15 protein-coding genes and 2 pseudogenes are annotated in these 13,639 nt (G+C 37.8%); 16 read left to right on the top strand and 1 reads right to left on the bottom strand.

Translation table 11 applies throughout. From position 1 onward, the window contains the following. Window positions 1–136 precede the first annotated feature (136 nt). The 8 genes from OCV48_RS04280 to OCV48_RS04245 all read left to right on the top strand — a co-directional run bounded on the left by OCV48_RS04280 (window position 137) and on the right by OCV48_RS04245 (window position 6,011). Window positions 137–499 (top strand): nitroreductase family protein, encoded by a 363-nt coding sequence (locus OCV48_RS04280; RefSeq protein ID WP_147591260.1) that lies wholly within the window; start codon window positions 137–139, stop codon window positions 497–499. Further along, window positions 486–1,826, top strand: a complete 1,341-nt coding sequence (locus tag OCV48_RS04275; RefSeq protein WP_147591259.1) for an MATE family efflux transporter — start codon at window positions 486–488, stop codon at window positions 1,824–1,826. Before OCV48_RS04280 ends, OCV48_RS04275 begins: the two co-directional genes overlap by 14 nt. 22 nt (window positions 1,827–1,848) lie before the next feature. Then, a complete protein-coding gene (locus OCV48_RS04270; RefSeq protein ID WP_147591375.1) occupies window positions 1,849–3,204 on the top strand; it encodes an MATE family efflux transporter in 1,356 nt (451 codons plus the stop codon). 175 nt (window positions 3,205–3,379) lie between these two features. Further along, window positions 3,380–3,634 carry a hypothetical protein gene (locus tag OCV48_RS04265; RefSeq protein ID WP_394803233.1) on the top strand — a complete coding sequence of 85 codons (255 nt, stop codon included), beginning with the start codon at window positions 3,380–3,382 and terminating at the stop codon, window positions 3,632–3,634. A 133-nt stretch (window positions 3,635–3,767) separates the two neighbouring features. After that, a complete protein-coding gene (locus OCV48_RS04260) occupies window positions 3,768–3,971 on the top strand; it encodes a hypothetical protein (protein WP_117920402.1) in 204 nt (67 codons plus the stop codon). Window positions 3,972–4,184: 213 nt separating this feature from the next. Continuing rightward, window positions 4,185–4,562, top strand: a complete 378-nt coding sequence (locus OCV48_RS04255) for a virulence RhuM family protein (protein WP_147591258.1) — start codon at window positions 4,185–4,187, stop codon at window positions 4,560–4,562. Between the two features lie 244 nt (window positions 4,563–4,806). Further along, a complete protein-coding gene (locus tag OCV48_RS04250) occupies window positions 4,807–5,145 on the top strand; it encodes a DUF5640 domain-containing protein (protein ID WP_147591257.1) in 339 nt (112 codons plus the stop codon). Between the two features lie 14 nt (window positions 5,146–5,159). Beyond that, a complete protein-coding gene (locus tag OCV48_RS04245; protein ID WP_147591256.1) occupies window positions 5,160–6,011 on the top strand; it encodes an LptM family lipoprotein in 852 nt (283 codons plus the stop codon). Between the two features lie 190 nt (window positions 6,012–6,201). Here OCV48_RS04245 and OCV48_RS04240 read toward each other — a convergent pair. Continuing rightward, a pseudogene (locus OCV48_RS04240) lies at window positions 6,202–7,739 on the bottom strand (IS3 family transposase). Window positions 7,740–8,061: 322 nt separating this feature from the next. Between OCV48_RS04240 and OCV48_RS04235 the strand changes: the two are divergent. The 8 genes and pseudogenes from OCV48_RS04235 to OCV48_RS04200 all read left to right on the top strand — a co-directional run bounded on the left by OCV48_RS04235 (window position 8,062) and on the right by OCV48_RS04200 (window position 13,637). Further along, the gene (locus OCV48_RS04235) at window positions 8,062–9,078 is read left to right on the top strand and encodes a hypothetical protein (protein WP_147591255.1); all 1,017 of its coding nucleotides are present in this window, start codon (window positions 8,062–8,064) and stop codon (window positions 9,076–9,078) included. A gap of 66 nt (window positions 9,079–9,144) precedes the next feature. Next, window positions 9,145–9,597 (top strand): GNAT family N-acetyltransferase, encoded by a 453-nt coding sequence (locus tag OCV48_RS04230; RefSeq protein ID WP_147591254.1) that lies wholly within the window; start codon window positions 9,145–9,147, stop codon window positions 9,595–9,597. Beyond that, complete coding sequence (locus OCV48_RS04225; RefSeq protein ID WP_147591253.1) at window positions 9,598–10,110, top strand: hypothetical protein; 513 nt, start codon at window positions 9,598–9,600, stop codon at window positions 10,108–10,110. It begins immediately after the preceding gene. Window positions 10,111–10,154: 44 nt separating this feature from the next. Next, entirely contained in the window at window positions 10,155–11,075 is a 921-nt protein-coding gene (locus OCV48_RS04220; RefSeq protein WP_147591374.1) for a helix-turn-helix transcriptional regulator, read from the top strand. 85 nt (window positions 11,076–11,160) lie between these two features. Next, window positions 11,161–11,724, top strand: coding sequence for a GNAT family N-acetyltransferase (locus tag OCV48_RS04215; RefSeq protein ID WP_147591252.1), 564 nt, complete (start codon window positions 11,161–11,163; stop codon window positions 11,722–11,724). Window positions 11,725–11,727: 3 nt separating this feature from the next. After that, window positions 11,728–12,369 carry a GyrI-like domain-containing protein gene (locus OCV48_RS04210; protein ID WP_147591251.1) on the top strand — a complete coding sequence of 214 codons (642 nt, stop codon included), beginning with the start codon at window positions 11,728–11,730 and terminating at the stop codon, window positions 12,367–12,369. Window positions 12,370–12,428: 59 nt separating this feature from the next. Beyond that, a pseudogene (locus tag OCV48_RS04205) lies at window positions 12,429–13,300 on the top strand (AraC family transcriptional regulator). Continuing rightward, window positions 13,281–13,637: a polyketide cyclase gene (locus tag OCV48_RS04200; protein ID WP_147591250.1), complete on the top strand. Its 357-nt coding sequence runs from the start codon at window positions 13,281–13,283 to the stop codon at window positions 13,635–13,637. Before OCV48_RS04205 ends, OCV48_RS04200 begins: the two are co-directional and overlap by 20 nt. Window positions 13,638–13,639: the final 2 nt, after the last annotated feature.

The following is a 13,639-nucleotide window of genomic DNA, read 5'->3' as shown; positions in this document are numbered from 1 at the left end:
AATAATAAATGCAAAATTTTAGTGGACTTTTCCGGATTCGGTCATCTTTTTGCCACACAGCTATCTTGTGATAGTTGTGTGGCTTTTTTGTTGCCTGTATCTCGGAAGTATTAGCAGAATGGAGGACTATATCTGTATGGAAAAAAATTTTTTGTCTCTTATCAAGACGCGCCGTAGTGTATGGGCTTATAAATCGGAACCGGTCCCTTCCAAGGCTTTGGACGCTGTACTGGAAGCAGGGACTTACGCTCCTACCGGCGGAGGACATCAATCTCCAACCATCATTGCAATTACAGACCCCAAATATAGGCGGGAGATTTTTGACAGCGAAAGCGGCAAGAATCTCCTGCGGGAGTGGAAGCTAACGGAAACCTTGCGTGGTGTCGGAGCGATTGCATTGGGCTATCCGGTCCAGGAAGTCGGTCAGCCCACAGCACACAAACAAAACTATATTGTTCGGATAATTTGTGGAAAAGAGGGAAAGCATGCAGACCAATAACAAAATGGCGGTCGAGCCCGTTGGAAAACTCATCTGGCAAATGTCGATACCGCCGCTGATTTCCATGTTTCTGCAATATTCCTATAATCTGATAGACAGCACGTTTGTAGCGCAGCTGAGTGAAAATGCTTTGACGGCGGTTTCCCTGTCGTTTCCCATTACAACTTTGATGAATGCGACATCTATCTGGATCGGCGTTGGCGTGAATGTACTGATTGCAGGGTATCTTGGACAGAGAAAGCAGAATGAGGCAAATACTACCGTCACACATGGATTGTTACTGGCCGTTGTAATTGGTGCTTTGCTCAATCTTCTGTCATTACTGATTATGAAACCCTACTTTGGGGCATTCACCAATAACGAAGAAATTTATCAGCTGAGTCTTGCCTATATGAGCGTATGTTCGTTCATGCAAATTCCCAACATGGTGCATATCGCAATCCAGAAGATGATACAGGCTACCGGGAACATGGTTGCTCCTATGTGGTTCCAGATTGCAGGCGTGGTCGTTAATTTTGTATTTGACCCACTCCTAATTTTTGGTATTGGTGTTTTTCCAGCTATGGGAATCCGTGGCGCTGCGGTGGCTACTGTTGCAGGCTATTTGTTATCCATGATTTTGGCATTTGCCTTGCTGCTGGGCAAAAAGCAAAAAGTGCGGATAAAGATCAAAGAATTTCATATACAAAAGTGGATGATTGCCCGTATATTCGCCCTTGGCTTACCATCTTTCATTATGAATGCCCTCAGTTCGTTTATGGTGACATTCGTCAATCTGTTTCTGGTGGCGTATTCCGATACGGCGATTGCATTCTTCGGTGCGTATTTTAAGGTGCAGCAGCTGATCGTTATGACAGTAAACGGCTTGATTCAGGGCTGTTTGCCTATTATGCGGTTTAACTACAGTGCGGGAAACAGAGATAGGCTGCACTCCGCTTTCCGATACGGAACCGCTTTGGTCTCCGGTATGATGATACTGGGAACATTGACCGTCAACTTCTTTCCAGCGCAGCTTTTGGAATTATTTACAGCGTCGGAAACCATGCGCTCCTTTGGAATATCCGCTATGCGAATTATGGCGGCAAGCTATCTGTTTTGCGGTCTCTCTACCATGATTTCCACCTATTTTCAGGCGACAGAAAAAGTAGGTTCCAGCATAGCGATTCAATTATGCAGACAACTGCTTTTCCTTGTTCCTGCCTTATGGTGTCTGGACAAATTATTCCAACTGAACGGAATCTGGCTTGCATTTCCTGTTGCGGAAACCGCCACTATGCTCATTGCTCTTGTAATAATGGCATGGCATCGACACAAAAATATCTTATAACATGTTCCAAGGAGAAGAAATGATGAACGATACTTTTATGAAAGAAAAACCGGTATTGCCACTGATTTTATCCATGACCCTGCCTATGGTTTTATCCATGCTGGTTAATTCTCTATACAACATTATCGACAGCTTTTTCGTCGCGCAGATCAGCGAGGAAGCTATGACGGCATTATCACTGGTTTACCCGGTTCAAAATTTTATCAATGCTGTTGGAATTGGATTTGGTGTTGGAATCAACGCAGTGATTGCCTTCTATCTAGGCGCTGGAGATAACAAAAAAGCAGATCAAACTGCCACGCAGGGACTTGTGCTTGCCATGATTCACGGCGTTGTTATGACAGTCTGCTGTATTACAATGATGCCGGCTTTTTTAGAAATGTTCACTTCATCCAAGACAGTGATTGAACTTGGCGTCCGCTATTCTGTTATTGCGTTCGCTTTTACATTGATTATCATTGTTGGTATTACATTCGAGAAACTATTCCAAGCTGTAGGAAACATGAAAACAACCATGATCAGTTTGATGTGCGGGTGTATAACAAACATTGTCTTAGACCCCATTCTGATTTTTGGCTATGGTCCATTCCCTGAAATGGGAATCGAAGGCGCCACGCTGGCAACCGGCATCGGGCAGGCCTTGACGCTTGCAATTTATCTGGTCGTTTATTTTGTGCGTCCAATTCGCGTGCATATCCGCAGGCAGTACATTTTGCTCAGCAAAAAGATGGTAATAAAGCTGTACTCCATCGGTATTCCCGCAACCTTGAATCTTGCACTCCCATCTCTTTTGATTTCGGTGCTCAATGCTATTTTGGCGGCATATTCCGAAGTGTATATTCTGGTTTTGGGAATCTATTACAAATTGCAGACATTCATTTATCTTCCGGCTAATGGCATTGTTCAGGGGATGCGCCCATTGATCGGCTATAACTATGGTGCGGGGGAGAACAAAAGAGTCAGCCAGATTTATAAAATCGTCTTGTGCATGAGCGGTATCATTATGGTGCTTGGGACAGTGATATGTCTGCTAATCCCCGGCCAGCTTATGGGGCTGTTTACACACACAGAAGCGACAATCCAGACCGGGGAAACAGCCCTGCGTATCATCGGCGCCGGTTTTATCGTCTCGGCGGTTTCCGTTACATCATCCGGCGCACTGGAGGGACTTGGAAAAGGCACTCCTTCATTACTGATTTCACTTTGCCGGTATGTTGTGGTTATCATCCCAACTGCGTTTTTACTCAGCAGGCTTTTCGGAGCCGTTGGTGTCTGGAATGCGTTTTGGATCACGGAAGCGATTACAGCAATCATTTCTATTTGTGTTTACTACAAGGCAATAGCACAAAGCCAGCTGAGCCAGTCAACAGTAAAATGAACGTTGCTTTGCACCGCTGTTGACAGCTCCGTCTGCCTTTGCAGATAGGCAATCAAGGGGCTGTCGCACTAAGAAATTAGTGCGATGCCCCTTTTTCTATGTTAAGTTGGTATATAATCTAAAAAAAATAAATCCCAGGATTCGAAAAATCTGGGATTTATGGTAAAATATTAGTATGCTATTACATAATAAATTACAAAAAGATTATACTTTAAATCAGAGTGGATATCAACTAAAACTTCCACTCGAATTAGAAACAATTATTCCTAAGAATGATTCTGTGCGGTTAATCAGTCAGTTTGTGGAGAAGATGGATTTGACTGATTTATATTCTACTTATGATAGAATAAATTCTTTATCGCCAAGGATGCTTTTGAAGATTGTTTTATACATAGAAGACTCTGGTTATATCGCAGGATATGTGCCTTAAAAGAATTGATTTGCGATAGATAGAAATATTTGAAAACTACCATTCAGTAAAATCTATTCCATATTTAGTAAGTCTTGAGATAAAATATGTTCTGTGAATTATTCACAAGATAATATTTTGAGGAGGCTTGGCAATGAACAAGGATTTTGAACGCTGCTGTAGCTTTCTTGCAGACATGATTATTAAATATGCACCAGAGATAAAAGAAGAAGTAGAGGTGTGTATGATGATCAAGGATTCAATTGATGACGAGAAAGTAAGCAGGCAGAAACAATTTGACCGGTTCTGTTATTACTTAGGTGGGGTAAAACAGTTTCTGGACAAAAAGGCAGCATAGGCAGCTGGCATCCTGTAGATAATATGTTACGGGATGTATACATATATTACGGGAATTCATTCATAAGAGTGGAGTCTTTTTGTTTTATTCTTTCATCTTGGAAAAAGTTTTGGTTGAACAGAGGTTGGAATGATGATAAGATTTAGTTGGGACAATAGTGAACACATGTGTTCACATTTCATAACTAAGAAGTAATGGATTGGAGAGGTGCTTATGGCAGATAAAATTGGAACTGATGAATATGGGGAAATACTTATATATCAGACTGATGATGGGCAGACAAATATAGAAGTTAAAATAGAAGATGATACAGTGTGGCTGACGCAACAGCAGCTTACTGAATTATATCAATGCAGTAAATCAAATATAAGTGAACATATAAAGCATATATTCGAAGAAGGGCAGCTGGATAGTGTGTTGTCATCAGGAAATAGAAAACTTTTAACTGGAGCTGGTTCTGTAAGTCATAAACAGGCATTGGAGAAAGCGAAAGCGGAATATAGAAAATATCAGGAGATTACTTTGACACCAGTCGAAAAAGCATATCTTGAAAGCATTAAAGAGGTTTCCAAGGAAGTAAAAAGGAGATAACATCTGATGAAAAAACAGCAGAAATCCGTCCAGGGCGGATACATCTGCACAAGAGTGAGGACAAAAACGGTATTCTGTGGAGCGGTTGGTGCCTCAAAAAACACCGCATTCTGGTAGGGCTGTGCCGCCGTTGAACAAATCAGTGCAGCGAAACCGAATACTGCAAAAGCTAGGGCATTCCCCGAAGCGGCAGACAGCAAGAAAACGCAAGCAACGACAGCGGATAATTGTGAGTAGCTCTGTTTTGGCATCAATATTGATTATCACTATTATTGTTGTGATATGTAAAAGCTGCTCAGATGGCAAGGAGAATCTCGCTGTATTGCAGGGAGTTTGGCATTACAATCAGTACACAGAGTATGAGTTTGACGGTAGAGGCAGTGGCTGTATGTGTATTGAGGAAACCAATCACTATGAGTTCACCTACACCATAGACGGTGATACCCTCAAGATAGACTATGCACTCGATTATGTGACCGACTGCGAATACGATTTCAAGCTTGAAAACAATAATTTGACCCTCATCGGAGGAAAAGGAACGGCAAATCCCGGTCAGGAGTACACCCTTGAACGGATACATTGAAGAAAGGAGTTTTTATGAAGAAATTTACCTTATTTGCTACACTGACACTCTGCATTCTGCTGCTGGTGGGATGCGGAAAACAGCCGCAGAAGCCGCCGGGTGGTACGGAGCCGCCCACAAGCAGCACGCAGTCGGAAAACACCGAGCTTGCTTCCCTAAGAAGCAGTATCGCTGAAAAGAAATGTATGCTCGGCGTCGGCTTTCTCGGCTATGTGGACAGCGAGTGCGACGAAAAAGCAGTGCAGCAATTCGTGAATGACAGTGCGCTTGCAAGCGAATATCCGTTCTTGAAGGAGCTTAACGAGGTGGTTTTGGACGGTTCCGAACTGTACGCCTTTGTCCCTACCGGCAAAGATGCCGTTATCACCATTTACTATGCGGAGATATCTGAGGACGGAAACTATATCGATCACAAGGATGTGCCTCTCTTCATCGGCGATGCAGGCGAAGCAATTGTAGTGCGCTGCAACCTCAGCGAAATACATTCCAATATGCTCATCTCGGTTAAGGATGGTGCAAATATGCTGGAATTCCACCCTATGCTCTCTATGAAGGACGGCCATGTGGCGACGGAGTCTGGTTGCTATGATTTTACCAATTATGAAATGACCGAGGAGGAACGCGCTAAAAATGCAAGTGAGCTTCTTACCGCAACTGACGAAGTAAAGGATGCGCTGGAACGCGGAATGAAACTGCTCTACACCGGCGATACGCAGGTCGTCAACGGGCAACAATGCCTGCTCTTTGCAATCGGCACGGAGCACGACGATCAATTTGTCCGAGAGCAGCTCTACGCCGTGTCGGATGATCAGGTTTATACATTCTATACTGACGCAAACGAGTGGAAGGTCTTGGGTGCGGGTTAAGAAGGTGACGGAGGGCGGCTATGAGAAGAACCAAACGCAGCGGGGGTATAAACAATGACGGGAGGAGCTTATGCAACAGAATATTGAATTTGAGCGGTGCATTGATTTTCTGGTACGGATGATTGATAAGTGCAAATGCTAATATAAGAATGTAGGAAAGGGGGTGCGGATGTTTTTTTGGACTTTTTTTCTACGCAATTAGCCCTAAACTTTTTCTGAACTGAATTGGACTCATTCCATTCAAAGAAAGTTTTCTACGTTTTTCAGCGTACCAATGTATATATGCGTCTAGTATATCTATGAATTTGTCGATGGAAACATCTTTCCAATCACGACAATAAAACATTTCATTTTTCAATCGTCCAAAGAATCCCTCACAAGCAGAATTATCTGGAGAACAACCTTTTTTTGACATTGATCGAGTAAGACCAGCTTCTTTCATTCGTTCTATCCAACCTGGCCAGCGATAGTGTGCACCTCAATCTGAGTGTATTATAGGCTTTTTTGATTCTTTTAAAGATGCAATTGCATTATCTAGCATAGTATTAACAAGCTCAGCATCTGGATGAATACCAATAGTCCATGAAACTGGTAAACCATCAAAACAATCTATAATTGGAGATAAATATATCTTACCTGCAGGAATATGAAACTCTGTTATGTCTGTAAGCCATTTTGCATTTGGCTTATCAGAATGAAAATCTCTTTTGATAAGATTGTCTACAGCTGGGCTAATTTCGCCCATATATGAATTATATTTCTTTTTCTTAATAGTTTTAACAATTAAATTTTCTTCCTTCATCAATCGGCGTATAACTTTTTCAGATATGCACATATTAGATTCTTTCATATCTAAATGTATTCTACGATAACCATAAGTTCCATTTGATTCAGAAAAGCTAAGTCTTATTAATTCTCTATGTTTTATATATTTATCTGGTTTATTAATCGCATTCACTTGATAAAAGTAACTGTTTTTAGACATATTAAACACTGACAATAATTCTTTTAGTAAGTATTTTTCTCTAAGGGTACCAATCACAATAGCTTTTTCTTTATTTGTCAGTGTCTTTAGATTGATACCCTGGTCTTTTTTATTATTTCAGCAGCCTTTTCTAAAACATCCTTTTCTAACTGTAATTGATATACTTGACGTCGTAGTTCTTCTGCTTGTATGTTCAAATCCTTTATTTCATTCTGTAATTCAATAGTTGTAATCTTCTTTGGTTTAGACAATGGTTCCCCTTCCTTATCTCCAAGCAGTTGATGTTTCCAGTTATATAAAGTCATTCGCTCAACCCCATACTTTTCAGCAAATGTTTAGGCGGTTTCTTCTTTTAAGCATAATTCAGTCACCGCATTAAACTTATCTTTTTCTGATAAGTTTACCATTGTTTTCCCAGAACGACAAGTATATTTAAAATCAGGTACTCTGTCAATTAACCATTGCTTTAAATAATCCCTATTAGGATATCCTAAATCTCTAACTGTTTTTGAAATGTTGCGTCCATGATTAATATAATAATCTACAGCATACTGAATTTGTTCTTCGCAATATTTAGGTTTTCTTTTATGAATTTTTTTAATATCTCCAAAAGATAAATATTCCTTAACCCATTGTCGTAATGCCCCAATTGATGGATAACCTAATGTTCTAATAGTAAAAGTCCAACTTTCAGATTTCAAATATAATTCTACAGCTTTAATCTTTTCTTCGTAAGTAAACATAATATCCTCCTGATATAATTAACATCGAGTCCAAGAATATGTCCGCATTCCCAAATGCACATTCTTATAGTATCATTTACATTAAGGCGGAGATTGAAGCGACGAAGAATAGACAGTATTATGAAGATGTAGTTCGGGTTAGCACGAACAAGAGCCGATAATATAAATATGGGTGACTAAAAAATACTTACCCATATTTATAGATGATTATACGTAAAAATGTGGTATAATATTATAAAAGAATTTGTCGAATAAGGTAGATATATTTTCTAACATAATATAAGAGAGTTACTAAAATTAGCAACTAAGAAAGGATGAGTATATGGAAAAGTGGAAGAAACGTTATATTGTTATTACTGCCATCATATTTGCTATAACATGTGTCGCAACCGTTCTTTTTGCGTATAATATTAACCAGCTTTCTTTAGTAATAGTTGGAGTTATAAGAACAATACTAAGTTCAATTTTTTTATTGATAGCAGTGGCTATGATAGTATATTTTGTTATCTGCGGAATTCTTACTATGAAACGAGGTATCCGTAATATTAAGAAGTGTGATGATGAAATTTTTAAGAAAATTGATCAATATAAAAAATGTTGGGGTGAAGATAAACATTATTATATAAAACAAATTCAAATAATAAACCTTTACTATGAAGAGGGCGGAAAAGTTGATGAGCTTGTGAAAAACAAAGAAATAGAAAGATTGTATGCACGTGCAGACTTTCTTTTGATTCAAAATTCTTTGTTTGATAATTTGATAACATGCTTCTACTCGTTAGTTATATCCGTCATTGCATCATTTGTATGTCAAATGATGGAGTGTGAAAGTGTATTGCTTACGTTTGTATGGATGGTAACAATATTGCTTTCTTTCTTTGGAATTATTTTGTCAAGATATGCTGAAAAGGGACAGGCTGGATCATATAGATATTATATTGGTGAATATGAAAGAGACTTGTTGTTACAAAAAATAACGGACTTAGAGAAGGAATTAACGATTACTGGTGATGATGAACAAATTTTAGAAACGAAGCAGATTGTAATAAATGAACTTATTCGTATTAGACAAAAGAAAAAACTAAAAAAACAAAAAGAAAAATTAGAGACCGATATAAGGCAGGTAGGACAATTGGATTTGTGTATAGGTGATTATAATGCATGCTATATTCAAAAAATTCATATAAATGGAGTGGTGGGGTGCTTGGTTTATGATCGAGAAAAGGGAAAAGAAAATAATTACATAGGTGAATTAAATTTGATAAATCAAGAGTATTCAATATTATATCAAATATTGAATAGATATGACCTTATCTCGTATTGTGAAAAAGAAAAGTAGAAGTTCAAGGGAAGTAACACTTCTTTTTGATTTGTATTAGATTTTTATAATAAAAGGATTGGTAAAATGAGTGTTAGAGAAGCAAATAAAGATGATTTAGATGAAATATTACAGTTATACCTATATCTTCACGAAGACAGGGTTCCTGAATCTTCGGAGCATTTACGAAATACATGGGATAGTATCGTTAGTGACAGGAATCATCATCTTATTGTGTGTGAAGTGGAAGGGAAACTTGTGGCATCCTGCGTATGTGTGATTATTCCGAATCTTACAAGGGGTGTTCTTCCATATGCATTTGTAGAGAATGTGGTGACACACGCAGATTATCGTAAAATGGGTTATGCTACGAGCTGTTTGGATTTGGCTAAGCAGATTGCTAGGGAGAATAATTGTTATAAGATGATGTTGCTTACTGGTTCTAAAGAAGAGTCTACATTGAATTTTTATCGAAAGGCAGGGTATAATAGTTCGGATAAAACGGCATTTATTCAGTGGATAAATATGGAGGAAAATTAATTGAATATAGAAAATAGTAAAATTGAAGAGGTGGCTGCATTAGGAGAATATATACACCATTTTAATGTGCATTACAACATATTGCTAAGAAGGTATCAACGTTTTGTAGAAATAGATGAGCCACTGAATAATGATATAGATATTTCTACATATTTTGATATGATTATTGTTCAATTGCGTGCTATGTGTATTGAAAGTCCTAAGTTGAAAAATAATTATACGGCACAGATTCTATTAAGGAAAATTGGAGAACACGAATTAGCTGATAGAATAGATACAATGTTAGATCAACCATTCATAGCTGGAAGTGATATGACGGTTAGAAAAGCCATTAAAATTCTTGCGGATGGATTTATTTGTCATTATGATAATTTTGATGGTCCAGCTGCAGAGATATGGGGAATGGCGTTGGTGATCGAAAAGAGATTAAGAAATCCATATGACAAGATAAATTTAAAATATATTATGGAAGTGTTGATGGAATGTATAGGAGAAGGGCTTACTTTGGAGTAGTATAATATGCAGTAAGTTTTCTACTAGATAGAAAGGATTTAATGATGAAAACAGACAGATTATACGCATTAACTTTATATCTGCTTAATCACGGAAAATCTTCTGCATCAGAGCTGGCAAAGCATTTTGAAGTATCTGTGCGGACGATTCAGAGGGATATAGATGCTTTGTGTCAGGCAGGCATTCCGATTTGTGCTCTTACCGGTACAAATGGTGGATATGAAATTTTAAGTGATTTCCAAATGAATAACCAATTTGCATCGGAAGATGAATATGCCTATATTGCAACTGCCATAAATGGATTAAAAACGGTTACGAATAATCCGATGGCTGATGATATTTACGAGAAAATAACAGCTATATCTAAGAACAATAATACAGGTATGATTTTGGATTTTTCTGTATTAAGAGAAGGCGATGAGACATTGCTTCAAACTTTACAGTCTGCAGTTAAGAATAAGCAAGTGGTTAGATTTACATATACAAATAATGGAGGAGAAACAAGAGAACATTGTGTAGAACCGATAGCAGTTATTTATAAATGGTATGCTTGGTATATGTTGGCTTATAATACGGCAAAACAGGATTATAGAACATATAAGTTGGTTAGGATGGAAGATGTTTGGATAACGGAAGATGAATTTTCCAAGGAGCACAAGTCGGCACAGGATATTTTAAATGATTGTGACAATTCCTATCAGGGAAAGGACATATCCACAAGAGTTCGGATGCGATGCCGTGGAAATGCGATACACGGAATAAAGGAATATTTAAACGGACAACAAATAAAAAACTGTGATGACGGTAGTTCTATTATGGAGATTCATATTGTAGAGAAGGAACAATGGTGGATAGGTGTTGTTTTGTCACAGGGAAAAGAAGTCGAGATTATAGAACCGGAGCACATAAAAGAGCGGATTATTAATAGTGCAAAAGATATTCTTTTTTTATACGATAAACTATGACATATAGGTGTCGTAATTTGTGTGAGATAATGTATATGAAGTTATTTAATGTTTAACAAATTACGATATGGAGGTTGATGAGAAGATGGGTATTGATGTATATGAACAAATTCCTGTTATGGAAAGTGAAGTGTTTCTGCTGAGAGAAATTGAGGATGGTGACGCAGAGGATTTGCTTAAGGTATATTCCGATAAGGATGCAGTACCGATTTTTAACAGTGATAATTGTGTGAATGGTTTTTACTATACTTCAATTGAAGAAATGAAGGATACCATTGCGTTTTGGAAAAGAGAATACCAAAGCAGATATTATGTACGCTGGACAATTATTGATAAAAGTGCCAACTGCGCAATTGGTACGATAGAGCTGTTTAATCGAAAGGCAAAGGATTATTTTAATAATTGCGGATTGCTCCGACTTGACTTAAGAGGTGATTATGAGAAGCAGGATACAATAGAGGATATTCTTGGTATTATTATTCCTGAAACGAGAGATATGTTTGCTTGTGAAATGATTGCTACTAAGGTAGTTTCAATTGCCCAAGAGCGTATACAGGCTTTAGAACATATGGGATTTTCTTTATCAGAAGAATCGTTAATAGGGCATAATGGAACAAAGTACGATTCCTATTATGTTCGGGAGGTGTAGGGAATGGCTTTTGATTTAAAAAAGGAATATAAAGAATTTTATATGCCTAAGAATAAACCTGAAATAGTCAATGTTCCGACGGCTAATTATATTGCTGTCAGAGGAAAAGGGAATCCGAATACTCCGGATGGCGAGTACCAACAGGCAATAAGTGTATTGTATTTTGTTGCATATACTTTGAAGATGAGTTACAAAACCGATTACAAGATAGAAGGATTTTTCAAATATGTAGTTCCACCCGTGGAAGGTTTCTGGTGGCAAGAAAATGTAAGAGGCGCAGACTACAGGAATAAGGATTCATTTAATTGGATTTCTGTTATTAGATTACCTGATTTTATTACAAAGAAGGATTTCGAGTGGGCGGTAGAAACTGCAACAAGAAAGAAAAAGCTTGATTGTAGCAAAGCAGAATTTCTGACCATTGAAGAAGGTCTATGTGTTCAAATCATGCATATAGGGCCTTTTGATAATGAACCGGAATCTGTAGCGATTATGGATACGTTCTTAGAAGAGAATGGATATGAAAATGACATAAATGAAAATCGGTTACATCATGAAATATATATGTCTGATGCAAGAAAGGTTGCGCCGGAGAAGTGGAAGACAGTAATTAGACATCCGATTAAAAAACAAGAAAATGTTTAATCTTTCTTTTATTTGTAGGAAAAAGAGAGGAATTTGTATTATAAAGGTGGTATCATTTTATGGAATGGATTGAGCGATTAAACAGTGCTGTTGAATACATGGAAGATCATTTGCTTGAGAAAATAGACTATGAAAAGGTTGCTGAGATTGCAAATTTTCCCGCGTATCATTTTCAAAGAATGTTCTTTTACATGACAAATATTTCGGTTTCTGAGTACATCAGAAGGAGAAAAATGTCATTGGCAGCAGTTGATTTACAAGATGCAGGAGCAAAGGTTATTGATATTGCTCTGAAATATGGATATGATTCACCGACAGCTTTTAATCGCGCATTTCAGAGCATACACGGTATAGCACACCATCTGTAGCAAAGAAGAAAAATGCAACTTTGAAATCTTATCCGGCAATAAAGTTTTCTATTTCGGTACAAGGTATGGAGAAAATGAATTTCAGAATTGAAACAAAAGAAGCCTTTCGCATTGTTGGAAAAAGTTGTCCATTAAGTAAGGTGCTTGAGGAAAATTTTGCAAGAATACCACACAAATGGAATATAGCACTGGAAAATGGAACCCTTGTCAAACTTTATGGAATAATGAATGATAAGCCGGAAGGATTGTTGGGTGTAAGCGTACATAATGAAAAGGAATGGAAATATTTTATTGTTGTAAGTTCTACAGAAGATAGTGATAACTTTGAACAGTACCATATTCCTGTTGCAACTTGGGCTGTGTTTTCAGGACGTGGAACCAATGTTTCTCTGCAAGAATTGGAACGCCGTGTCATAACAGAATGGTTGCCCACATCCGGGTATGAGTATGCGGAGATACCTGATGTTGAGGTATATATAAAAGCAGATCCTAAGGATGCAATATATGAATACTGGCTACCGGTTGTGAAGAAGGAGGATAATAGTGTCAGTAGCAACAATTAAAGTGGAATTTAAGTGTGAAATAGAAAAAGTATGGGAATTAGTTAAAGCATTGGATAACTATTCTAGGAGAAGTGACATAGATAAAATTGTGGTGACTGTGCCTGAAAAAGAGTTCGAGGAACATACGAAGGATGGTTATGTTACAAAGTTTAAAATTACTGCTTTTGATGAATGTAAGAAATATGAATTCGATATGGAAAACGGTAATATGCAGGGGCATTGGACGAGAAAATTTTCTTATAACGATGGTGTTACATTTATTGAATTTACAGAAGATGTAACCGCTAAAAAGCTGATTATGAAGCCTTTTGTGGGAATGTATTTAAAGAAACAGTAGGC

The sequence above is a fragment of the Bovifimicola ammoniilytica genome, assembly GCF_025567085.1.
Taxonomy (GTDB): domain Bacteria; phylum Bacillota; class Clostridia; order Lachnospirales; family Lachnospiraceae; genus Bovifimicola; species Bovifimicola ammoniilytica.
The sequence above is the reverse complement of the archived record's forward strand: the minus strand, read 5'-3'. Positions and strand labels throughout refer to the sequence as shown.